19 protein-coding genes are annotated in these 23,149 nt (G+C 63.4%); 16 read left to right on the top strand and 3 right to left on the bottom strand.

Annotated features, from left to right (window positions below; all coding sequences use genetic code 11):
* The first annotated feature begins 12 nt into the window (after window positions 1-12).
* The 11 genes from ACYCCG_RS15085 to ACYCCG_RS15035 all read left to right on the top strand — a co-directional run bounded on the left by ACYCCG_RS15085 (window position 13) and on the right by ACYCCG_RS15035 (window position 14,407).
* Entirely contained in the window at window positions 13-2,130 is a 2,118-nt protein-coding gene (locus tag ACYCCG_RS15085; protein ID WP_459670978.1) for an acetate--CoA ligase family protein, read from the top strand.
* Window positions 2,123-3,730 (top strand): 5-guanidino-2-oxopentanoate decarboxylase, encoded by a 1,608-nt coding sequence (locus ACYCCG_RS15080; protein ID WP_339534918.1) that lies wholly within the window; start codon window positions 2,123-2,125, stop codon window positions 3,728-3,730. The genes ACYCCG_RS15085 and ACYCCG_RS15080 overlap by 8 nt, the downstream gene beginning before the upstream one ends.
* A gap of 34 nt (window positions 3,731-3,764) precedes the next feature.
* Complete coding sequence (gene alr, locus ACYCCG_RS15075; protein ID WP_392514638.1) at window positions 3,765-4,994, top strand: alanine racemase; 1,230 nt, start codon at window positions 3,765-3,767, stop codon at window positions 4,992-4,994.
* A 24-nt stretch (window positions 4,995-5,018) separates the two neighbouring features.
* A complete protein-coding gene (locus ACYCCG_RS15070) occupies window positions 5,019-6,209 on the top strand; it encodes a pyridoxal phosphate-dependent aminotransferase (RefSeq protein ID WP_209966808.1) in 1,191 nt (396 codons plus the stop codon).
* On the top strand, window positions 6,202-7,614 hold the full coding sequence (locus ACYCCG_RS15065) for an aldehyde dehydrogenase family protein (RefSeq protein ID WP_459670975.1): 1,413 nt from the start codon (window positions 6,202-6,204) through the stop codon (window positions 7,612-7,614). The genes ACYCCG_RS15070 and ACYCCG_RS15065 overlap by 8 nt, the downstream gene beginning before the upstream one ends.
* A gap of 43 nt (window positions 7,615-7,657) precedes the next feature.
* The gene (locus ACYCCG_RS15060; RefSeq protein WP_176682450.1) at window positions 7,658-8,359 is read left to right on the top strand and encodes an NAD(P)H-dependent oxidoreductase; all 702 of its coding nucleotides are present in this window, start codon (window positions 7,658-7,660) and stop codon (window positions 8,357-8,359) included.
* A 296-nt stretch (window positions 8,360-8,655) separates the two neighbouring features.
* A complete protein-coding gene (locus ACYCCG_RS15055) occupies window positions 8,656-9,759 on the top strand; it encodes a polyamine ABC transporter substrate-binding protein (protein WP_339534921.1) in 1,104 nt (367 codons plus the stop codon).
* A gap of 34 nt (window positions 9,760-9,793) precedes the next feature.
* Window positions 9,794-11,206 (top strand): aminotransferase, encoded by a 1,413-nt coding sequence (locus ACYCCG_RS15050; protein WP_459670973.1) that lies wholly within the window; start codon window positions 9,794-9,796, stop codon window positions 11,204-11,206.
* Between the two features lie 53 nt (window positions 11,207-11,259).
* Complete coding sequence (locus ACYCCG_RS15045) at window positions 11,260-12,108, top strand: helix-turn-helix transcriptional regulator (protein ID WP_392461204.1); 849 nt, start codon at window positions 11,260-11,262, stop codon at window positions 12,106-12,108.
* A gap of 153 nt (window positions 12,109-12,261) precedes the next feature.
* A complete protein-coding gene (eutH, locus tag ACYCCG_RS15040) occupies window positions 12,262-13,494 on the top strand; it encodes an ethanolamine utilization protein EutH (protein WP_176682454.1) in 1,233 nt (410 codons plus the stop codon).
* 115 nt (window positions 13,495-13,609) lie between these two features.
* Entirely contained in the window at window positions 13,610-14,407 is a 798-nt protein-coding gene (locus tag ACYCCG_RS15035; protein ID WP_176682455.1) for a helix-turn-helix transcriptional regulator, read from the top strand.
* 46 nt (window positions 14,408-14,453) lie between these two features.
* Here ACYCCG_RS15035 and ACYCCG_RS15030 read toward each other — a convergent pair whose 3' ends face one another.
* From ACYCCG_RS15030 to catR, 3 genes are all read right to left on the bottom strand, one after another.
* A complete protein-coding gene (locus tag ACYCCG_RS15030; protein ID WP_209966798.1) occupies window positions 14,454-15,725 on the bottom strand; it encodes a D-arabinono-1,4-lactone oxidase in 1,272 nt (423 codons plus the stop codon).
* 28 nt (window positions 15,726-15,753) lie between these two features.
* The gene (locus ACYCCG_RS15025) at window positions 15,754-16,521 is read right to left on the bottom strand and encodes an SDR family NAD(P)-dependent oxidoreductase (RefSeq protein ID WP_012051983.1); all 768 of its coding nucleotides are present in this window, start codon (window positions 16,519-16,521) and stop codon (window positions 15,754-15,756) included.
* A 188-nt stretch (window positions 16,522-16,709) separates the two neighbouring features.
* Window positions 16,710-17,582 (bottom strand): HTH-type transcriptional regulator CatR, encoded by an 873-nt coding sequence (catR, locus tag ACYCCG_RS15020; protein ID WP_176682457.1) that lies wholly within the window; start codon window positions 17,580-17,582, stop codon window positions 16,710-16,712.
* 135 nt (window positions 17,583-17,717) lie between these two features.
* Here catR and ACYCCG_RS15015 point away from each other — a divergent pair, with 135 nt between their 5' ends.
* The 5 genes from ACYCCG_RS15015 to ACYCCG_RS14995 all read left to right on the top strand — a co-directional run bounded on the left by ACYCCG_RS15015 (window position 17,718) and on the right by ACYCCG_RS14995 (window position 23,143).
* On the top strand, window positions 17,718-18,839 hold the full coding sequence (locus ACYCCG_RS15015; protein ID WP_176682458.1) for a muconate cycloisomerase family protein: 1,122 nt from the start codon (window positions 17,718-17,720) through the stop codon (window positions 18,837-18,839).
* Window positions 18,840-18,860: 21 nt separating this feature from the next.
* Window positions 18,861-19,151, top strand: a complete 291-nt coding sequence (catC, locus tag ACYCCG_RS15010) for a muconolactone Delta-isomerase (RefSeq protein WP_010954550.1) — start codon at window positions 18,861-18,863, stop codon at window positions 19,149-19,151.
* A 43-nt stretch (window positions 19,152-19,194) separates the two neighbouring features.
* The gene (gene catA / locus ACYCCG_RS15005) at window positions 19,195-20,130 is read left to right on the top strand and encodes a catechol 1,2-dioxygenase (protein WP_176682459.1); all 936 of its coding nucleotides are present in this window, start codon (window positions 19,195-19,197) and stop codon (window positions 20,128-20,130) included.
* Window positions 20,131-20,387: 257 nt separating this feature from the next.
* Window positions 20,388-20,882 (top strand): GNAT family N-acetyltransferase, encoded by a 495-nt coding sequence (locus tag ACYCCG_RS15000; protein ID WP_209966792.1) that lies wholly within the window; start codon window positions 20,388-20,390, stop codon window positions 20,880-20,882.
* Window positions 20,883-21,043: 161 nt separating this feature from the next.
* Window positions 21,044-23,143 carry a putative bifunctional diguanylate cyclase/phosphodiesterase gene (locus tag ACYCCG_RS14995; RefSeq protein WP_176682461.1) on the top strand — a complete coding sequence of 700 codons (2,100 nt, stop codon included), beginning with the start codon at window positions 21,044-21,046 and terminating at the stop codon, window positions 23,141-23,143.
* Window positions 23,144-23,149 lie beyond the last annotated feature (6 nt).

Here is a 23,149-nt window from a genome sequence, read left to right as displayed (position 1 = left end):
AGGAGAACACCCATGTCGCAATCGATTCGTGACAACCTCAAGCGCCTGCTGGCGCCCCGGCACCTGGCTTTTATCGGCGGGCGCAGCATGGCGCGGGCGCTCAAGCGATGCGCCGAAGGTGGCTTTGCCGGTGAGCTGTGGCTGGTCAACCCGCAGCATGAAAGCCTCGAAGGCATCCCTTGCGTGGCACGGGTGGCCGACTTGCCCTACGCCCCGGATGCAGTGTTCATCGCCACCAACCGCGAGCTGACCCTGCAGTGCGTTGCCGAGCTGGCTGCACGCGGGGCCGGTGGCGCCATCTGCTACGCCTCGGGCTTTGCCGAAAGCGGCGAGGAGGGCTGCCAGTTGCAGCAACGCCTGCTCGACGTCGCCGGCAACATGGCCTTGCTCGGCCCCAACTGCTATGGCTTGCTCGACTACCTGCACGGTGCCGCCCTGTGGCCGGTGGCGCATGGTGGCCAGCAAGTGGAGAAGGGGGTGGCGATCCTCACGCAAAGTGGCAACTTCGCCTACAACCTGTCCATGAGCGACCGCTCCCTGCCGGTGGCCTACATGGCCTCGGTCGGCAACCAGGCGCAACTGGGTGTGGCCGAGCTGATGGATGTACTGCTCGACGACCCACGGGTAACCGCCATCGGCCTGCACCTGGAAGGCCTGAAGAACGTGCCGGGCTTCGCCCGCGCCGCGTGCAAGGCACTGCAGCAGGGCACGCCGATCATTGCATTGAAGACCGGCGTTTCGCAGATCGGCGCTGAACTGGCGCTCAGCCACACCAGCTCGTTGTCCGGCTCCGATGCGTTGTACGACAGCCTGTTCCAGCGCCTGGGCGTGATCCGCGTCAGCGGCCCGGTGAGCTTTGTCGAAACGCTCAAGGCCGCAGCCTGCGGACGCTTGCCGGCAGATGGCGAGCTGATTGCGCTGGCCTGTTCAGGCGGCGATGCCGGGCTGATTGCCGACTATGCCGAACGCAACCATCTGCAACTGCCGAAGCTCGAGCAAGGGCAGGTGGCGGCACTGGCCGAGGTGTTGCCGGGCTATGCCAACCTGGTCAACCCACTGGACTTCACTACGGCCATCTGGGGCGATGAAGCCGCCCTGCAACGTATGCTCGACAGCACCCTGAGCGGCGCCGCCGGTGCGGCGATGCTGGTGCTGGACTACCCGGCGGCGTTCACCGGCGAGCGCAAGGAATGCGACCTGCTGCTGGGGCTGTACTGCGATGCCGTTGAACGCCACGGCAAGATCGGCTTCGTCACCTCGGCTTTCCCGGAACTGTTGCCTGCCAGTGCGCGTGAGCGCCTGCATGCGCGGGGCATCGCTGCCCTGCAGGGCGTGGAAGACGGCCTGGCGGCCTGGGGGCGCATCGTCGCTTACCAAAGGAACCGCCAGCGGTTGCTGGACCAGGGCGAGGCTGCGCGGGTACCGCTGTGCCCGCAGGCCCTCACGGGCGAAAGCCGACTGTTGGACGAATGGCAATCCAAGCAGGCCCTGCGCGCCTTCGGTCTGCCGGTGCCGGCAGGTGTGCTGAGTACGCCCGAGCGCGCTGTGGCAGACGCTGCCCGCGTGGGTTACCCGCTGGTACTGAAGGCGGTCAGCGCACAGCTGCCGCACAAGACCGAAGCTGGCGCCGTGGCGTTGAACCTGCGTGATGCCCGCGCCCTGGAAGCTGCACTGGTGCAGATGCGCCAGTGCATCGCTGACTACGCCCCGCAGGTTGCGTTTGATCAGGTGCTGCTCGAGCCCATGGCCGAGCCGCCCTTGGCCGAGCTCATAGTGGGCATCAAGCGTGAACACGACTTTGCCCTGGCCCTGGTGATCGGTACCGGCGGCGTGCTGGTCGAACTGCTCAAGGACAGTGTCAGCCTGTTGCTACCCACTACCGACAGCGCCATCCGGGCGGCGCTGCTGAGCCTGCGCAGTGCCAGCCTGCTGCAAGGCTTCCGTGGCCGTCCGGCCGCCAACTTCGATGCCTTGGTCTCGGCCATTCGCGCAGTCGCCGATTACGCCTGCGAAAACGCCGGGCAGTTGCTGGAGCTGGATGTGAACCCATTGATGGTCGGTGCCAACGGCACCACCGCGGTCGACGCGCTGATCCGCCTTGGCCAGGCGCAAGGAGAACGACATGAATGACCTTACTCTGACGGCCGGCCAGGCGCTGGTGCGGTTGTTGGCCAACTACGGCGTGGAGACCGTGTTCGGCATCCCCGGGGTACACACTCTTGAGCTGTACCGTGGCCTGCCGGGCAGTGGCATTCGCCATGTACTGACCCGCCATGAGCAGGGCGCCGGCTTCATGGCCGACGGCTATGCGCGGGTCAGTGGCAAGCCGGGGGTGTGCTTCGTCATTACCGGCCCGGGCGTGACCAACGTCGCCACCCCCATCGGCCAAGCCTATGCCGACTCGGTGCCGATGCTGGTGATTTCCAGCGTCAACCACACCGCCAGCCTGGGCAAGGGCTGGGGCTGCCTGCACGAAACCCAGGACCAGCGCGCCATGACTGCGCCCATTACCGCGTTTTCTGCGGTGGCCCTGCAGGGCGACGACTTGCCCGAGCTGATCGCGCGCGCCTGGGCAGTGTTCGACAGCGAACGACCGCGCCCGGTGCATATTTCGGTGCCCCTGGACGTGCTGGCGGCATCGGTCAGCCGGGACTGGAGCGATGAGGTGGTACGCCGGCCGGGGCGTGGCCAGCCGTGCCGCGAAACCCTTGAGCAGGCTGCCCTGAAGCTCGCCGCCGCCAAGCGGCCGATGATCATCGCCGGTGGGGGCGCGTTGCACGCGGCTGAACAGTTGCAGCAACTCAGTACGCGGCTGGCGGCGCCTCTGTTCACCAGCGTGGCCGGCAAGGGCTTGTTGTCGCCAGATGCGCCACTCAATGCCGGCGCCAGCCTGTGCGTAGAACCCGGCTGGCAGTTGATCAGCCAGGCTGATGTGGTGCTTGCCGTAGGCACCGAAATGGCCGACACCGACTTTTGGCGTGAGCGCCTGCCGATCCGCGGCGAGCTGCTGCGCGTCGACATCGACCCGCGCAAGTTCAACGATTTCTACCCCTGTGCCATTGCCCTGCAGGGCGATGCCCGGCAAACCTTGGACGGTTTGCTCGAACACCTGCCCGCACTTCAACGTGACCCGGCTCAGGCCAGTGAGGCGGTGGCCAACCTGCGCCAGGCCATCCGCAGTGGGCATGCCCCGTTGCAGGCCACGCACCAGGCCATTCTGGACCGTATCGCCGCCGTACTGCCCGACGATGCCTTCATCAGCAGCGACATGACCCAGCTGGCCTATACCGGCAACTACGCCTTCGCCAGCCGAGCGCCACGTAGCTGGCTACACCCCACCGGCTACGGCACCCTCGGCTACGGCCTGCCGGCCGGCATTGGTGGCATGTTCGCCAGCGACCACCGCCCCGGCCTGGTACTGGTGGGTGATGGCGGCTTCCTGTACACCGCCCAGGAGCTGGCCACTGCCGTCGAGGAGTTGCACCGGCCGCTGGTGGTGTTGCTTTGGAACAATGACGCCCTCGGCCAGATCCGCGACGATATGCTCGGCCTGGATATCGAGCCGGTCGGCGTGCTGCCGCGCAACCCGGATTTCATCGGCCTGGCCCGCGCCTTCGGTTGCACCGTGCACCAGCCACGTGACCTGGACGCGCTGCAGGCCGACCTGGCCAGTGGCTTCGCCACCCCCGGCGTGACGTTCATCGAACTCAAACACACCTGCGTCTGTTAAGGCGCGCACAACGACAAGAACACGAGTAACCATCATGCCCTTTCGCCGTACGCTTCTGGCTGCATCCCTGGCACTACTGATCACCGGCCAGGCCCCCCTGTATGCGGCCCCCCCGTTGTCGATGGACAACGGCACCAACGCCTTGACCGTGCAAAACAGCAACGCCTGGGTCGAAGTCAGTGCCAGTGCCCTGCAACACAATATCCGCACCCTGCAGGCTGAGCTGGCCGGTAAGTCCCGGCTGTGCGCCGTGCTCAAGGCCGATGCTTATGGCCATGGTATCGGTCTGGTGATGCCGTCGATCATCGCCCAGGGCGTGCCCTGCGTGGCGGTGGCCAACAACGAGGAGGCCCGGGTGGTCCGCGCCAGCGGTTTTACCGGGCAACTGGTGCGGGTCCGTGCGGCCAGCCTGAGCGAGCTGGAAGATGCCTTGCAGTACGACATGGAAGAGCTGGTGGGCAGCGCTGAGTTCGCCCGCCAGGCCGATGCCATCGCCGCGCGCCATGGCAAGACCCTGCGCATCCATCTGGCGTTCAACTCCAGCGGCATGAGCCGTAACGGGGTGGAGATGGCCACCTGGTCCGGCCGCGGTGAAGCGCTGCAGATTACCGACCAGAAGCACCTCGAACTGGTTGCGCTGATGACCCACTTCGCCGTGGAAGACAAGGACGATGTACGCAAGGGCCTGGCGGCATTCAACGAGCAGACCGACTGGTTGATCAAGCACGCCAGGCTAGACCGCAGCAAGCTCACCCTGCACGCCGCCAACTCGTTCGCTACGCTGGAAGTGCCGGAAGCGCGCCTGGACATGGTACGAACGGGGGGCGCGCTGTTCGGCGACACCGTGCCGGGGCACACCGAGTACAAACGTGCAATGCAGTTCAAATCGCGCGTGGCGGCGGTGCACAGCTACCCGGCCGGCAACACCGTGGGCTATGACCGCACCTTCACCCTGGCCCGTGATTCGCGTCTGGCCAACATTACGGTCGGGTACTCCGACGGCTACCGCCGGGTATTCACCAACAAGGGCCATGTGCTGATCAACGGCCACCGTGTGCCGGTCGTGGGCAAGGTGTCGATGAACACGCTGATGGTCGATGTCACCGACTTCCCTGATGTGAAGGGGGGTAACGAAGTGGTGCTGTTCGGCAAGCAGGCCGGGGGCGAAATCACCCAGGCCGAGATGGAAGAAATCAACGGCGCGTTGCTCGCCGATTTGTACACCGTATGGGGCAGTTCCAACCCGAAGATGCTCGTCGACTGAAATTGCCATTGAAAGGAGATTGCCATGCGCTACGCCAAGCTCACCCAACGCATCGCCGGCGACGGGGCCGCGGCCTGGGACATCCACTACCGCGCCCTGGCGCTTCAGGCCGAGGGCAAGGACATCCTGCTGCTGTCGGTGGGTGACCCGGACTTCGACACGCCCGCGCCTATCGTCGAGGCGGCCATCGACAGCCTGCGCGCTGGCCATACCCATTACGCCGATGTACGCGGCAAGCTGGCGCTGCGCCAGGCCATCGCCAACCGTCACCGGCAACGCAGCGGCCAGACGGTGAGCGCTGACCAGGTGACAGTGCTGGCGGGGGCTCAGTGCGCGTTGTTCTGCGTGGCCCAGTGCATACTCGACCCAGGCGATGAGGTGATCGTTGCCGAACCGATGTATGTCACCTACGAGGCCGTGTTCGGTGCCTGCGGCGCCAAGGTGGTGCCGGTACCGGTCAAGCCTGAGAATGGCTTTCGCGTGTGCCCGCGTGACGTCGCCGAGCGCATTACCCCGCGCACCCGCGCGCTGGCCCTGAACAGCCCGCACAACCCTTCAGGGGCGAGCCTGCCGCGCGCGACCTGGGAAGCGCTGGCCGAACTGTGCGTTGCCCATGACCTGTGGCTTATCTCTGACGAGGTCTACAGCGAGCTGCTGTATGAAGGCGAGCATGTCAGCCCCGGCAGCCTGCCGGGGATGGCCGAGCGCACCGCAACGCTGAACAGCCTGTCGAAATCGCATGCCATGACCGGCTGGCGCATGGGGTGGGTGGTCGGCTCGACAGCACTGGCCACGCATCTGGAAAACCTCGCCCTGTGCATGCTCTACGGCTTGCCGGACTTCGTCCAGGATGCCGCCGTGGTGGCGCTGGAGCACCCGTTGCCCGAACTGGACGCCATGCGCGAAGCCTACCGCCAGCGGCGCGATCTGGTGTGCGAGCAACTGGCCGGCTGCCCGGGCTTGAAGGCGTTGAAGCCCGATGGTGGCATGTTCGTGATGGTCGACATTCGTGAAACCGGCGTCAGCGCCCAGGCCTTCGCCGACTACCTGTTGGACAGCCAGGGCGTGTCGGTGCTCGCCGGCGAGGCATTCGGCCCTAGCGCTGCCGGGCATATCCGCCTGGGCCTGGTGCTGGGCAATGAGGCGCTGGCCGATGCCTGCCAGCGCATTGCCCGCTGTGCCGACGAACTGAAACGGGAGTACGGCCATGCATGAGTATGCGCGGCTGTACATCGATGGCGCCTGGCAGGTGCCGAGCGGGCAGGGCATGGCTGAGGTGATCGACCCGGCCACCGAACAGGCCATTGGCCGGGTACCCTTGGGCGCCGAGGCCGATGTCGAGCGGGCGGTGATGGCGGCGCGGCGGGCCTTCGATGGCTGGTCGCGCACGCCGTCCAGCGTGCGCGCCGGGTACATCCGGGCATTGGTCGCACAGCTGAAAAACCGTGCAGCGGAAATGGCAGCGGTCATCACCGATGAGCTGGGCATGCCGGTGCAGTGGTGCCAGGCGGTGCAGGTCGAAGGCCCGATTGCCGGGTTGGAGCAATACGCCGAACTGGCCAGGCTGATGGACGAGGTGCGCGAAGTCGGCAATTCGCTGGTGTACCGCGAAGCCGTTGGCGTGTGCGCATTCATCAACCCGTGGAACTACCCGCTGCACCAGATGATCGGCAAGCTGGCGCCAGCCCTGGCCGCGGGTTGTACGGTGGTGGTCAAGCCCAGCCAGGAAACACCGCTGCACGCGTTCCTGCTGGCCGATATGATCGATGCCATTGGCCTGCCGGCGGGGGTGTTCAACCTGGTCAGCGGCCCGGGGGCCAAGGTCGGCGAAGCGCTGGCCCGGCACCCGCAGGTGGACATGGTGTCGTTTACCGGCTCCACCGGCGCCGGGGTCAGGGTGTCGCAGGCAGCAGCACCGACGGTAAAGCGGGTATGCCTGGAACTGGGCGGCAAGTCGCCGCTGCTGATTACCGCCGACGCTGACCTGCACGCTGCGGTGCGCCATGGCGTGCAGGACGTGATGATCAACTCGGGGCAGACCTGCACGGCACTGACCCGCATGCTGCTGCCGACCAGCCGCTATGCCGAGGCGCTGGACATTGCCGAGGCCGAAACCCGTGCACTGGTCATGGGCGACCCGCGTGACCCGACCAGCTTCCTCGGGCCAATGTGTTCCGCAGGCCAGCGGCGCAAGGTGCTCGACTATATCCGCCTGGGCCAGGAAGAAGGTGCGCGCTTGTTGTGCGGCGGTGATCACGGCGGCTTCGAGCGCGGGTTCTACGTGGCGCCGACGTTGTTCGCCGACGTCGACAACCGTATGCGCATCGCCCAGGAGGAAATCTTTGGCCCGGTGCTGTGCCTGATACCTTATGCCGATGAAGCCCAGGCAGTGGCCCTGGCCAATGACTCGCCATTCGGCTTGTCCAGTGCAGTGTGGGCCGGCGGCCGCGAGCAGGGCCTGGCGCTGGCGCGGCAGATACGTGCCGGGCAGTGCTACATCAACGGTGCCGCGTTCAACTACCAGGCGCCGTTCGGGGGCTACAAGCAATCGGGAAACGGCCGCGAGTGGGGCGAAGAGGGCCTGGCGGAGTTCGTCGAGGTCAAGGCGGTGCAGTGCTGAGCCACTGCGGCAAGATAACCTGTTTTGTGTGAGGAGAATGTTTGTGAATGTACTGATCGTCCACGCTCACCCCGAGCCGCAATCGTTCACGGCTGCCCTGCGTGACCAGGCGGTGGAAACCTTCCGTGCCCAAGGCCATCAGGTGCAGGTCAGCGACTTGTACGGCATGGGCTGGAACCCGGTGGCCAGTGCCGATGACTTTACCCAGCGCGAGAACCCCGAGTACCTCGTGTATGCGCTGGAGCAGCGTCAGGGCGTCAAGCGCGGTGCCATTGCCGCAGACATCCAGCAGGAGCTGGACAAGCTGTTGTGGGCCGATCTGCTGGTGTTGAACTTCCCGATTTTCTGGTTCTCGGCACCGGCCATGCTCAAGGGCTGGATCGACCGGGTGCTGGTGTCGGGGGTGTGCTATGGCGGCAAGCGCTTCTACGACCAGGGCGGGTTGGCCGGCAAGAGGGCGCTGGTGACCGTGACCCTGGGCGGGCGCGAGCACATGTTTGGCGACGGCGCGATTCACGGGCCGCTGGAAGACATGCTGCGGCCGATCCTGCGGGGCACGCTGGCCTATGTCGGGTTCGAGGTGTTGCCGCCGTTCGTGGCGTGGCATGTGCCTTACATCAGTGCTGATGCGCGGCAGGACTTTCTGCAGCAATACCGGCAGCGTCTGGAGCAGCTTTCGGACGACCAGCCACTGGTGTTCCCGCGCCTGGCGCAGTTCGATGAAGCGTTGTACCCGCTGACGTGACCTTTCTCCTGTACTGAACACTGGGGCCGCGTTGCGGCCCTTTCGCGACACAAGGCCGCTCCCACAGGATTACCGCCAGCTTCGAAGGCTGCGCCGTCCTTGTGGGAGCGGCCTTGTGTCGCGAAAGGGCTGCAAAGCAGCCCCAACATTTTGTCGGCATACGATGTTCTGCAAACCTTCCAGCGCCACCTGCCAAAAAGCGACCACCCACACATTCGGGGTATGTCACCCCTGGGCAAATCCACCGATAGTGAACCCATCGGCTCGATCCGGAGCACTCACACGATGGAGTTGCCATGCGCAAGGTACTGAAGGTGATTGGCGGTCTGCTGCTGGCGTCTGGCGCCAGCCTGGCCCAGGCGGCAGAGGTGGACAGCGGTAACACGCTACGGTTGTACAACTGGACCGACTACATCGGTGAAACCACCCTGGCCGACTTCGAGAAGGCCACCGGCATCAAGGTCATCTACGACACCTTCGATGGCTACGAAACCGTGCAGACCAAACTGCTCACCGGCCGTTCCGGCTACGACCTGGTCATGCTCAACGCCTCGCTGGTCCCCCCGCTGATCAGCGCCGGCGTGTTCCAGGCACTGGACAAGCAGCAACTGCCCAGTTGGCACAACCTCGACCAGCAGGTGGTGAACGACCTGCAGGGCTACGACCCTGACCTGAAGTATTCTGCGCCCTACACCTGGGGCAGCTCGGGGGTCACCTACAACGTCGACAAGATCACCGCACGCATGCCCGACGCGCCGATCGGTTCGCTGGCCATGCTGTTCGACCCCAAGATCGTCTCGCGCTTCGCCGACTGCGGCGTCACCCTGATGGACGCGCCCACCGAGGTCATCCCATTGGCCCTGCAGTACCTGGGCAAGGACCCACGCAGCGCGTCGCCGGCCGACCTCAAGGCGGCCGAACAACTGTTGCTCGGCGTCCGCCCTTACATTCGCAAGTTCGATTCGGTGAATTACCTCACCAGCCTGCCCAATGGTGATGTCTGCCTGGCGCTGACCTGGTCCGGTGACTATGCCACCGCCCAGGCCCGCGCAGTGGAAGCGAAGAAGGACATCAAGCTGTCGTTCTTCATTCCCAAGGAAGGCTCGCTGATCTGGTTCGACAACCTGTACATCCCCAAGGATGCGCCGCACGCGGCCAACGCGCACCGCTTCATCGAGTTCTTGTTGCAGCCGCAGACCATGGCCAAGGTCACCGACTACATCCACTACGCCAACAGCAACGCTGCCGCTACCGCGCTGGTGCGTGATGACATTCGCCAGGACCCGGCCATCTACCCCGACGCACCCACCCGCGAACGCCTGTTCGCCCAGAAAACCCAGAGCCCGAAGGACATGCGCGCCATCACCCGGGTCTGGAGCACGGTCAAGACCGGTTTCTGAACACCGCCCAACGATTCCCGCCAAGGAGCTGCCCATGGCCACCCCAAGCAAAGCATTCGCCATTGCCCACGACCCGCTGGTGGACGCCGACAAGGCCCACTACATGCACGGCTACCATGTGTTCGACGAGCACCGCGAACAAGGTGCGTTGAACATCGTCGCCGGTGAAGGCGCCTACATTCGCGACACCCATGGCAACCGTTTCCTCGATGCCGTCGGCGGCATGTGGTGCACCAACATTGGCCTGGGCCGTGAGGAAATGGCCGTGGCCATCGCTGACCAGGTGCGCCAGCTGGCCTATTCCAACCCGTTCTCCGACATGGCCAACGACGTCGCCATCGAGCTGTGCCAGAAGCTCGCGCAGCTGGCGCCGGGTGACTTGAACCATGTGTTCCTCACCACGGGCGGCTCGACCGCGGTCGATACGGCCTACCGGCTGATCCAGTACTACCAGAACTGCCGAGGCAAACCGCACAAGAAGCACATCATCGCCCGCGACAACGCCTACCACGGCTCCACCACCCTGACCATGTCGATTGGCAACAAGGCCGCCGACCGGGTGGCGGAGTTCGATTACCACCACGACCTGATCCACCACGTCTCCAACCCCAACCCGTACCGCGCGCCAGACGACATGGACGAGGCGGAGTTCCTCGACTTCCTGGTGGCAGAGTTCGAGGACAAGATCCTCTCGCTGGGTGCCGACAACGTGGCGGCGTTCTTCGCCGAGCCGATCATGGGTTCGGGCGGGGTGATCATTCCGCCCGAGGGGTACTTCCAGCGCATGTGGCAGCTGTGCCAGACCTACGACATCCTGTTCGTCTCCGACGAAGTGGTGACCTCGTTCGGGCGCCTGGGCACCTTCTTCGCCAGCGAGGAACTGTTTGGCGTCATCCCTGACATCATCACCACCGCCAAAGGCCTGACCTCGGCGTACCTGCCGCTGGGTGCGTGTATTTTTTCCGAGCGCATCTGGCAAGTGATTGCCGAGCCGGGCAAGGGCCGTTGCTTCACCCACGGTTTCACCTACAGCGGCCACCCGGTGTGCTGCACGGCGGCGCTGAAGAACATCGAGATCATCGAGCGCGAGCAACTGCTCGATCATGTCAAGGACGTGGGGGGGTACCTTGAGCATCGCTTGCAGAGCCTGCGCGAGCTGCCGCTGGTGGGGGATGTGCGCTGCATGAAGCTGATGGCCTGTGTCGAGTTCGTCGCCAACAAGGGCAGCAAGGCACTGTTCGCCGATGAGGTGAACATCGGCGAGCGCATCCACAGCAAGGCGCAGGGAAAAGGCTTGCTGGTGCGTCCGATCATGCACCTGAACGTGATGTCGCCTCCTTTGATCATCACCCATGCGCAGGTGGACGAGATCGTCGAGACCCTGCGCCAGTGCATCATCGAAACCGCGCGTGAACTCACTGCGCTTGGCCTGTACCAAGGCCGATGAACCTGGCGCAAAGGGCTGTGCGCGGGCGTGCCTGGCAGGCTAGACTGCCGGGCATGACCCAGGCCTCTCCCGATACCCCGCTTACCCTCACAATGGGCGCGCTGCAGCAGTGGCACGCGGCGTTGCAACGCGCCCTGGCCCATGGCGAAACCCCCGAGGCGCTGGCGTATGTGGCCGCTGCCATCGGCCAGTTGGTGCAGGTGGAATCGATGATGATCAGCCTTGAGTGCCAGGGGCGGGCACCGCAGTTGCTGTACCAGCAAGGCATCCCCGAACGGCACCGGGCCGCCGTGCTGGAGCGCTATTTCAGTGCCGGCTACCTGCTGGACCCTTTCTGCCTTGCCGTGCAAAGCGGCCTGGCCGAAGGTTTCTACCACCTGCAGGAAATCGCCCCCGACAACTTCTTCGACAGCGACTACTACAAGGCTTATTACCTGGGTACAGGTTGCAGTGAAGACAGCTACTACATCGTCGACCTCAGCGCAGGCCGCAAGCTGTCGCTGAGCCTGTTCCAGGGCTGCAGCGGCACGCGCCTGAATGCCGGGCAGGTCGACCTGTTGCGTGCGTTGGAGCCGATGGTGCGCGAACTGCTGGGGCGTTATGCCCGGCACAACCTGGAACCGGGCGCTGCATCAACCGAGCGCAGCAGCCTGCAGGCAGCGTTCGACAGCTTTGGCTGCCAGGTGCTGACCGACCGCGAGCGGGAAGTGGCGCACATGATCTTGCGCGGGCACTCGGTGAAATCTACCGCGCTGGAGCTGGGTATCTCGCCGGAGACCGTGCGCATGCACCGCAAGAACCTGTACATGAAACTTGAGATCAACTCGCAATCGGAGTTGTTTGCACGGTTTATCGACTGGTTACGCGGTGATCAGCTGGAAATCCTTAGCGTAACGCGGTGATCAATTTTCTATACCTCCCGGTATATGGACAGCCCTGCACCTTGCCGCATAGCTTAACCCTCGACGGGGCGCGCCATGCTCAAGCCATAACAACAACGATGCCCCGTTACATTTCAGTCCTGCCAACCCAAAACTCTAAAAATGAGGCGGCAAATGGAAAGCATCGGCACCTATGTCATCTACGTCATCATGGTGTGCGCGGTACTGGGTGCCGTGGCATCCATCTACAACCCTGAAGGCGAGCTGGGCCAGGAGTTCATCGCCGGCCTGCACAGCATCGGCCCCATCTTCATCCCGGTAGCCGGCATCATGGCGGCGATACCGTACATTTCAGCAGGTATCAGTCATGTGATCGCGCCACTGTTCCAGGCCATCGGGGCCGACCCTGGCATCGCCGGTCCCATCTTCATCGCCTCGGACATGGGCGGCTACCAGTTAGCCAAAGCGCTGGCGCAAAGCCAGGAAGGCTGGATCCTCGGCCTGATCACCGGCTTTCAGTGCGGCGCCACCATCATCTTCGTCATTCCGGTCGGGCTGGCCATGCTGCACAAGGCCGACCACAAGTACATGGCACTGGGGATCATGGCCGGGCTGCTGACCATTCCGCTGAGCATCATGATCATTGCCATGACCATGCAGGCGCTTGGCCTGAGCGTGCGTCCGGACATCGCTACCACTGGCGCCGCTACCCAGGCACTGCACTTCACCTGGGCAATGCTGCTGCGCAACCTGATGCCGTTGATCCTGTTTTGCATTGCCCTGGCAGCGGCATTGCGCTACTTCCCCACACTGATGGTGTACCTGTTCCTCAAGCTCGGCCAGTTCATGTACATCGCCGTGGTGTTGGTGCTGGTAGCGTCCATCGTGCAGTACTTCACCGGCCTGTTCAGCCACCTGTTCGGCAGCTGGGGTTTTGCGCCGATCATCGCCGATGCCGATGATCAGTTTCGCGCCTTGGAAATTGCTGGCTACATCGGCCTGATGCTGTGCGGGGCGTTCCCCATGGTGCACTTGCTCAAGCGCTTCCTGGCGCGGCCAATCGAACGGGTGGCCTCGCGCTTTGGCATGTCTGGTGTCGGTGCGGCTGGGGTATTGGCGGCCTCGGCGAATATCCTGGCCATGTTTCGCTTGGTCAGCGAAATGCCGCCCAAGGACAAGGTATTGGTGATCGCTTTCTCTGTGTGCGCCGCGTTCACCTTTGGCGACCACATGGCCTTCTCCGCCAACTTCCAGCCCTCGCTGATACTGCCGTTGATGATAGGCAAACTCAGTGGCGGCCTGATCGCCATGCTGCTGGCCAGTTGGCTGGCGGTGCCCAAGGCGCAGGAGCTGGGACGTCAGGACGCTGCCGCAGGTGTCTGCAAGGGGGTGGCCGAGCCGTCCTGAGCAAAAGCGTCATGCGCATGATCCGGAGCGTCCTGGGCGCTCCGGATTTTGTGTTTTTAACCGATCAAGGCGGTAAGGTCATGCAGGCCTTCGGTGCATGAGCGTGTGGTGAGCAATGACAAAAGATGAGGCAAACGAGTTGGCAGCGGTGATCGAGGCGATTGGCAGCGAACAGCTGGGACCGGCGCTGGATGCGTGGCTGCGCAGCAAGCTGACATTCGACATGAGTTGCGCCTACCTGTTCCAGTTCAATCAACCAGCACTGCTGGTGCATAACGGGTACAACCGTACGGTCACGGAGCGTACGTTGAACGCCTACGTGCGCGGCGGCTACCTGCTTGACCCGTTCTACGTTGCTTGCGTCAACGAGCACCCATCCGGGCTATGGCGCATGAGCGAACTGGCACCTGACTGCTTCTTCTCTTCAGGGTTTGCCATTTCCAAGGACATCCACCCCTGCGTGTCGTCCGACTATGGGACGGCGGTGGATGAGGTGGGCTTCATCATTCCCCTGCGGCCCCAGTTGGCGATCGTCTATTCGCTGATGCGCAACCACGGCAGTGGGGATTTCGATGCAGGGGAAATGGAGCTGTTGGCGGCAATGTCGCCGCTGCTGGCTTCGGTTTTTGGTCAGCACTGTCGATTGCGTTACGCTGATATCCTGCGCGCGGCACCAGAGGGGGTGGTGCTGGAGGACGCCTTCGTAGAGATCTTGCAAGGGCAACTGACTGAAACCCAGCGCCTTATCGCCAAGTTGTTGTTACAGGGACACAGCAATGCGTCGATTGCGCGGCAGCTGAATATTTCCGATGGGACGGTAAAGGTGCACAAGCACAACATCTATCAGCGCCTGGAAATTTCATCCAACGCCGAACTGTTTCGCCTGTTTATCGATTATCTGGCCAAGGGCTGATACAGCAAGGGGCTGCAAAGCAGCCCCTTGCTGTATCAGGTACAGGTCACCTGAACAGCGGACTCAGGTGCTCGCTGAGGTAGATCCCTTGCGGATCGAGCTGGCGGCGCAGCTTACGGAAGTCCTCGGCACGCGGGTATATTGCACTCACATCTTCACCCGTCAGGAAATGCAGCTTGCCCCAGTGCGGCCTGGCGCCATAGGAACGCAGGATCTGATCCACCGCCCGCAGATAGTCCCAGTAGTCGGTACCCGGCTGGCCGGACACCGAAATGGTCACGCTGTCCTGCTCGAAGAATGGGCTCATCCACGCCCCGTCTCCGGCAGTAAAGCGGTACTCGATGGGGTAGATGGCCTTGGGGAAGTCCTCCAGCATCAGCTTGCGCACGGCCCGCAACGCTTCCTTGCTGTGGCGCAATGGCACAGCGTATTCCAGCTCGTGAAAGTTGGGCAGGTACTCGATCGGGTACACATCCGAGCTGTAGGCCACTTTCTCGAACTCGCTTTCCCAGATCGGGTGGTCGGTGATGTCCATGACCTTCACTTCGCAGACATCGGTGGTGCGCCCGCTTGTAGAGGTGGCGGCGGTATCGGGTAGGCAATAGCAATGCCGGCTTTGCTCGTAGGGGCACCAGAAGAAGCTGAAGTGGCGGTGTTTGCGTGCCAGTTCGTCGTGCTTTTCCATCACGCTTTCGAAGTCTTCGCGCCAGATGCGCTCGTGCAGGTTGAAGCTGTCGGTCACCTGCAAGGTCAGTTCGGAAACAATGCCCAGTACGCCCAGCGACACCCGGCCCGCTTGCAGCAGGTCGGGGGTGCTTTCGTCGACCAAGAGTATTTCGCCATTGGGTTGCACCAGCTTCATGCCGACAATCGACGAGGCCAGGTTGCCGAGGGTCAGACCGGTGCCGTGGGTACCGGTAGTCAATGCGCCTGCAATAGACTGGCTGTCGATGTCGCCCTGGTTGACCATTGACAACCCGGCGGCACGCAATGTCTTGCCCAAGGCATTGATGGTGGTGCCGGCGGCAGCGGTGACGCGCTTTTTCTCGTGGTCGACATGGCGTACGCCGCTCATGTTGGCCAGGGTCAGGTGCAGGCCATTGGTCAGTGCCACCGGGGTGAAGGAATGCCCCGAGCCGGCCACGCGCACGTTCATGCCATTGCTGCTGGCCTGGCTGACCATTGAGCACAATTCGTCCTCGCTGGCCGGTGCCCCGCGTGCTGCACGGATGCAGGACTGGTTACCGGCCCAGTTGCGCCAGTGCGCGTGTTCAAGGCCGAATTCGTTGATATGCATGTTGTTGGAAGAGGTACTCACATCGTTCTCCTGCCGGTTGTTCTTGTAATCAGAGGGCGGTGTAGCCATTGTCGGCAAACAGGTGCGCGCCGTTGACGAAACTGGCGTCGTCACTGGCCAGGAACAAGGCTGCGCTGGCGACTTCCGAGGGTTGGCACAAGCGCCCCTGGGCGGCAGCGATGGCCTGTTCGCTGACGTCCACGCCATGCTTGCGCAACATGTCGATCTCGCGCAGGCCGTGGGCGGTGGCGATGAAGCCCGGGCAGATGGCATTGGCGCGAATGCCTCGGTCGCGAAACTCCACAGCGATGGCCCGGGCGAACATATGCGTGGCACCCTTGCTGGTGCAATACAGCACCTCCATCGGCGTGCCCACCACTGCCGAGATTGATGAGGTGCAGACGATACTGCCGCCGCCGGCCGCAAGCATGCCCGGCAACACCGCGCCGGTGACCAGGAACATGCTCTTCACGTTCACGGCCATGATCCGGTCCCATTCTTCTTCACTGGTTTCCAGGAAGGGCATGGCCGACAGGATGCCCGCGTGGTTCATCAGCACGGTGATGTGGCCGAAGGCCTCTTCTACGGCCGCCACCGCGGCCTTCACTTGCTGTGCGTCCGAGACATCGGCGGCAGCGAAGATGGCCTGGTAACCTGCATCACGCAATCGCCTTGCAACTTCGGCGCCCTTGCTGCCGGGCAGGTCGACAATGCCCACCCTGGCCCCTTCTGCCGCGAACAGCTCCGATGCGGCCAGCCCGCAGCCACCCGCACCGCCAGTAATCAGCGCCACCTTGCCGTTAAGACGTCCAGCCATGTTCGACTCCCGATGATTTTTGATTGACTGTCTTGAGCCCGGGCGTTTCGCGATTCGCGTGCTGGAGCATGAAACAGATCATCGGGAACATCCATATACCGATGGGTATACGGGGCACGCATAGGCAATGGGGCAGGGCTATACAGTCCCTGTGGGGCGCGCCCGCTCCCACAAGGTGCATGGTGTGTTCATATTGCCTGTTGCTCGATCAACGCCAGGCACCGCTGCACGATCGGGCTTACATCACCCTTGCGCCGGCTGAGGATGATCGGGCTGACGGCGCCGCTATCAAGCAGGTCGACATACTCGATATCGGTACGGTGCTGCTGCTGTACCGTTGCCGGCACCAGGGTCACGCCGACGCCAACCGCTACCAGGCCGATGGCGGTCTGCAGTTCGTTGGCCCACTGGCTGACACGAATGCTCATGCCGTGGTGGGCGAACAGCGCCAGCACGTGGTCGGCATAACTGGGCCGGGGATTGGCCGGATAGAGGATGAACGCTTCGCCAGCCAGCTGGGCCAGACTGAGCGGGCGGCCCGCCAGGGGGTGGCCCTTGGGCAGCACGGCCACCAGCGGGTCCTCGCACAGCACCTGCTGGTGAATCACCGGGTCGTCGATGCGAATGCGCCCGAAGCCAATGTCGATACGCCCGCTTTTAAGCGCCTCCACCTGTTGCAAGGTGGTCATCTCGTTCAGGCCCAGTTCCAGCTCGCTGTCCTGGCGCAGTTCGCGGATCAGCTCCGGCAGCACGGTGTACAGGGTAGAGGGCGCAAAGCCGATGCCCAGCCACTGGCGCTGGCCCTGGCCGATGCGGCGGGTGTTGTCGCTGATGTTCTGCAACTGCTGCAGCACAGTGCAGGTCTGCTCGTAGAAGAAGCGGCCGGCTTCGGTCAGCCGCAGCGGACGTTCGCGCACCACCAGCAGGGTACCGAGCTGGTCCTCCAGTTGGCTGATCTGCCGACTCAGGGGTGGCTGGGCGATGTGCAGCAGCTCGGCGGCGCGGGTGAAGTTCAGGGTCTCGGCCAAGACTTTGAAGTAACGCAGGTGGCGCAGCTCCATCAGACCTCCAGGGTATGGTGGGAGATTCATTTGATATTGGACGGTCGTCAGGGTCTCGCGCAATCCTTCAACAATCAAGTAAACGCATCACTCGGGCCTGCAACTGAAAGCCCGACCTGACGGGACCTGGCAACAATGACAAGCGCGCTGATTGAACACATAGATGCAATTATCGTCGATCTCCCGACCATTCGCCCGCACAAGCTGGCGATGCACACCATGCAGCAGCAGACCCTGGTGGTATTGCGCCTGCGCTGCAGCGATGGCGTGGAAGGCATCGGCGAAGCCACCACCATCGGTGGCCTGGCTTATGGCTACGAAAGCCCCGAAGGCATCAAGGCCAATATCGACGCGCACCTCGCCCCGGCGCTGATCGGCCTGCCAGCAGACAACATCAACGCCGCCATGCTCAAGCTGGACAAGCTGGCCAAGGGCAACACCTTCGCCAAGTCCGGCATCGAAAGCGCCTTGCTCGACGCCCAGGGCAAACGCCTGGGCCTGCCGGTCAGCGAACTGCTGGGGGGGCGCGTGCGTGACAGCCTGGAAGTGGCCTGGACCCTGGCCAGCGGCGACACCGCTCGCGATATCGCCGAAGCCCAGCACATGCTGGACATTCGCCGGCACCGGGTGTTCAAGCTGAAAATCGGCGCCAACCCGGTGGCCCAGGACCTCAAGCACGTGGTCGCGATCAAGCGCGAGCTGGGTGACAGCGCCAGCGTGCGGGTCGACGTCAACCAGTACTGGGACGAGTCCCAGGCCATCCGCGCCTGTCAGGTACTGGGCGACAACGGCATCGACCTGATCGAGCAGCCGATTTCGCGCGTCAACCGCGGTGGCCAGGTGCGCCTGAACCAGCGCAGCCCGGCACCGATCATGGCCGATGAGTCGATCGAAAGCGTCGAGGACGCCTTCAGCCTGGCCGCCGACGGCGCCGCCAGCATCTTCGCCCTGAAAATCGCCAAGAATGGTGGCCCGCGCGCGGTGCTGCGCACTGCACAGATCGCCGAGGCCGCTGGCATCGCCTTGTACGGCGGCACCATGCTCGAAGGTTCGATCGGCACCCTGGCTTCGGCCCATGCATTCCTCACCCTGCGCCAGCTCACCTGGGGTACGGAGCTGTTCGGGCCGCTGCTGCTGACCGAGGAGATCGTCAACGAGCCGCCGCAATACCGCGACTTCCAGCTGCACATCCCCCATACCCCAGGCCTGGGCCTGACGTTGGACGAACAGCGCCTGGCACGCTTCGCCCGTCGCTGATCAGCAAGCAAGGAGATAACCATGTTGTTCCACGTGAAGATGACCGTGAAGCTGCCGGTCGACATGGACCCGGCCAAGGCCGCCCAGCTCAAGGCCGACGAAAAGGAACTGGCTCAGCGCCTGCAGCGCGAAGGCATCTGGCGTCACCTGTGGCGCATTGCCGGGCATTACGCCAACTACAGCGTGTTCGATGTGCCCAGCGTCGAGGCGTTGCATGACACGCTGATGCAGCTGCCGCTGTTCCCGTACATGGACATCGAGGTCGACGGCCTGTGTCGGCATCCCTCGTCTATCCACAGCGACGATCGCTGATTCGCACCTGTATGCCTGACAAGAACAATACGAGGTAAGCACGATGACCGTGAAAATTTCCCACACTGCCGACATTCAAGCCTTCTTCAACCAGGTGGCTGGCCTGGACCATGCCGAAGGAAACCCGCGCTTCAAGCAGATCATTCTGCGCGTGCTGCAAGACACCGCTCGGCTGATCGAAGACCTGGAAATCACCGAGGACGAGTTCTGGCACGCCGTCGACTACCTCAACCGCCTGGGCGGTCGTAACGAGGCGGGCCTGCTGGCTGCTGGGCTGGGCATCGAGCACTTCCTCGACCTGCTGCAGGATGCCAAGGACGCCGAAGCCGGCCTTGGCGGCGGCACCCCGCGCACCATCGAAGGCCCGCTGTATGTTGCCGGGGCGCCGCTGGCCCAGGGCGAAGTGCGCATGGACGACGGCACTGACCCGGGCGTGGTGATGTTCCTTCAGGGCCAGGTGTTCGATGCCGACGGCAAGCCGTTGGCCGGTGCCACCGTCGACCTGTGGCACGCCAACACCCAAGGCACCTATTCGTACTTCGATTCGACACAATCCGAGTTCAACCTGCGCCGGCGTATCATCACCGATGCCGAGGGCCGCTACCGCGCGCGCTCGATCGTGCCATCGGGGTATGGCTGCGACCCGCAGGGCCCAACCCAGGAATGCCTGGACCTGCTCGGCCGCCACGGCCAGCGCCCGGCGCACGTGCACTTCTTCATTTCGGCACCAGGGCACCGCCACCTGACCACGCAGATCAACTTTGCGGGCGACAAGTACCTGTGGGACGACTTTGCCTATGCCACCCGTGACGGGCTGATCGGCGAACTGCGTTTTGTCGAGGATGCGGCGGCGGCGCGCGACCGCGGTGTGCAAGGCGAGCGCTTTGCCGAGCTGTCATTCGACTTCCGCTTGCAGGGTGCCAGGTCGCCTGACGCCGAGGCGCGAAGCCATCGGCCGCGGGCGTTGCAGGAGGGCTGAGTCCGAGGTTTTGTCACTGTGATTTTGCCTGGGGCTTTCCGTGCGGGGAGGTCCCGGGCTTTTTGCTGCAAGGGCCTGGTGATCTAGGCTCTGTACGAAAAGTCTTGAGACGCAGGTCAGGCAAGGCGAAAACAGCCGAGGAAGCGGAGTGTACTGGAGTACATGAGCATTCCGAGGCTGTTTTCAACGCAGCATGAACAAGTATCAAGGCTTTTCGTACAGAGCCTAGAATCGTCCTTTTGCTCAGGCCCCACACCATGCTCCCCCTCGCGCTGCTGCCAACCACCATCGACCAGGCTCCACTGATCCGCAATCTCTACCAGTTCTATTGCTACGAGTCCTCCGACTGGGAGCAGGAAGACGTCGAGGCGGATGGCCGCTTCTACATCCACGAGCAGCACCTGCAACGTTACTGGCAGGACGACGGCTGGGGCGCGTATCTGGTGCTGGCAGACGGGTTCATCGCCGGCTTCGTGCTGGTAGAGCGCAGCGAACTGCCTGGTATCGATGCGCAGGAGCTTGCCGACCTGTTCATCTTGAAGAAGTACCGCCGCCAGGGCATCGGCCAGGCGGTGGCGTTGCAGCTGCTGGGGGGCGAGGGTGACTGGCTGCTGCGCTGCTATGCACAGGATCTGGCCGCTGTGGCTTTCTGCAATGCAGTGCTGGCGAACCTGCCGCGGCCGGCGCAGGCTATCGCCTTGGGGGATGAGCCGGACTTGCTCAATTTTCTGGTGACCGGCACCCGCCATTGAGGGTTGGTGCGCTTTCGTTCGTCCTGATAAGGGGAAGCGTCATTTTTGTGAGTTGCTTCACAAAATTTTCATGGGCAGCATAATGCCATTATCGCTTTCCAAGACTCGGCCGCCGCTTGCCGGGCCCCTTTTCATGCGTTTCGAAGGTTCAGGTAAAGTTCATGTCGCTCGCAGCAAACCCCGACATCATGTACCGGCTATTGATCCAGAGCGTGGTGGATTATGCCATCTACCTGCTTACCCCTGAAGGTATCGTCGCCAACTGGAACCCCGGCGCCCAGCGCGCCAAGGGGTACCATGCCGATGAGATCGTCGGCCAGCACTACTCGGTGTTCTACACCGATGGCGAGCGCGCAGCCGGGTTGCCGACGTTAAACCTGGAGCAGGCGCGCAGCACCGGACGCTTTGAAGAAACGGGCGTGCGCCTGCGCAAGGACGGTACGGCCTTCCACGCCCATGTGGTCATCGAAGCGGTATACGACGATGCCGGACACCTGGTGGGTTTCGCCAAGGTCACCCGCGACATTTCCGAACGCCACCGCCAGGAACTCGAACTGCTGCAGGCCAAAGAGCTGGCCGAGCAGTACAGCCAGGAGATGGCCAAGCTGTCGCAGTTTCTCGATTCGGTCATTGCCAACATTCCCGCGAGCGTCATCGTCCAGGACCTGGAAAGCCAGCGCATCCTGTTGGCCAACCAGCAGGCCGAACGCCTGTTCGGCGGGCCGCAGCGCAGCATGATCGGCCAGTTGCCCCGGGAATGCCTGGCACCGGCTGCCGGTGACTACCTGGAGCAGCAATTCGTGCGTGGTGCCCGCAGTACCAAGGGGCACGCCGCCGAAACCCGCGTCGACACTGCCCGTGGCCCTCGCACCCTGCGCAGCCGTACCCTGCTCAGCCAGAGCCGCGAGGGGCAGGCCGATTACGTGTTGTTCGTGGCTGAAGACGCCACCGAAGAGCTGGCCGCCCATGCGCAGATTCACCACATGGCGCACCATGACGCGCTCACCGGGCTGCCCAACCGGACGCTTTTCCACGAACGGCTGCGTCAGGCCTTGTTGCGCGGTAGCGAAAACGCCAAGCTGACCGCTGCCCTGTGCCTGGACCTGGACAACTTCAAAAACATCAACGACTCCCTTGGCCATGCCTTTGGCGACAAGCTGCTACGCGAGTTGGGCAAGCGTCTGCGCCGCGAACTGCGTGAGCACGACACCTTGGCCCGCCTGGGTGGCGATGAGTTTGCCGTGGTGCTGACGGGCCTGGAAGGGCGGGATGCCGCATGTAATACCGCGCAGCGCCTGATCAAGGCCATCAGCCCGCCGTTCCAGATCGAAGGGCATCAGTTCGCGGTGGGGGTGAGCATCGGCATCGCCATCGCGCCTGATGACAATGACCAGGCAGAGCAACTGTTGGGCTACGCCGACATGGCGCTGTACCAGGCCAAGCGTAACGGCCGTAATCGTTATGAATGCTTCGATGTCGAGCTGGACGTTGCCGCCCGCCAGCGCCGCCTGGTGGAAACCGACCTGCGCACAGCGCTGCACCTGGGGCAGTTGCAGCTGCACTACCAGCCGGTAGTCGATCATCAAACCAGCAGCGTTACCGGTTATGAGGCGTTGCTGCGCTGGGAACACCCGACCCGGGGCATGGTCATGCCGATGGATTTCATCCCCATTGCCGAAGAAACCGGGTTGATCCACGAGTTGGGCAACCGTGCGCTGAACCTGGCCTGCCAGGAGGCGGCCAGTTGGGACGGTGAGCAGACGGTGTCGGTCAACCTGTCGGCGGTGCAGTTCAAGAACGGCGATCTGGTGCATACCGTCGCCCTCGCGCTGGCCGACTCGGGCCTGCCGCCGCAGCGACTGGAGCTGGAAATTACCGAATCGGTGCTGCTGGGCAACAGCGAGGAAAACGTGCGCACCTTGCGCGCCCTGAAAGACCTGGGCGTGTCCATTTCACTGGATGACTTTGGTACGGGCTACTCATCGCTGGGCTACCTGCGCTCGTTCCCCTTCGACCGGATCAAGATCGACAAGTCGTTTGTGCATGACATGTGCGACAGCCGCGAGGCCATGTCGATCATTCGCGCCATTACCGAGCTGTCCAACAGCCTGATGATCAAGACCACGGCCGAAGGCGTGGAGTCGGAGGAACAGATGCGCCGGCTCGCGGCGGAAGGGTGTTCGCACTTCCAGGGCTACTTTTACGGGCGGCCGGCACCGGCGAGCGAGCGGTTGAAGCAGGTCATCACGCAAGAACAATGACTTGCG

Source organism: Pseudomonas sp. VEM90, from assembly GCF_054611535.1.
The sequence above is the reverse complement of the archived record's forward strand: the minus strand, read 5'-3'. Positions and strand labels throughout refer to the sequence as shown.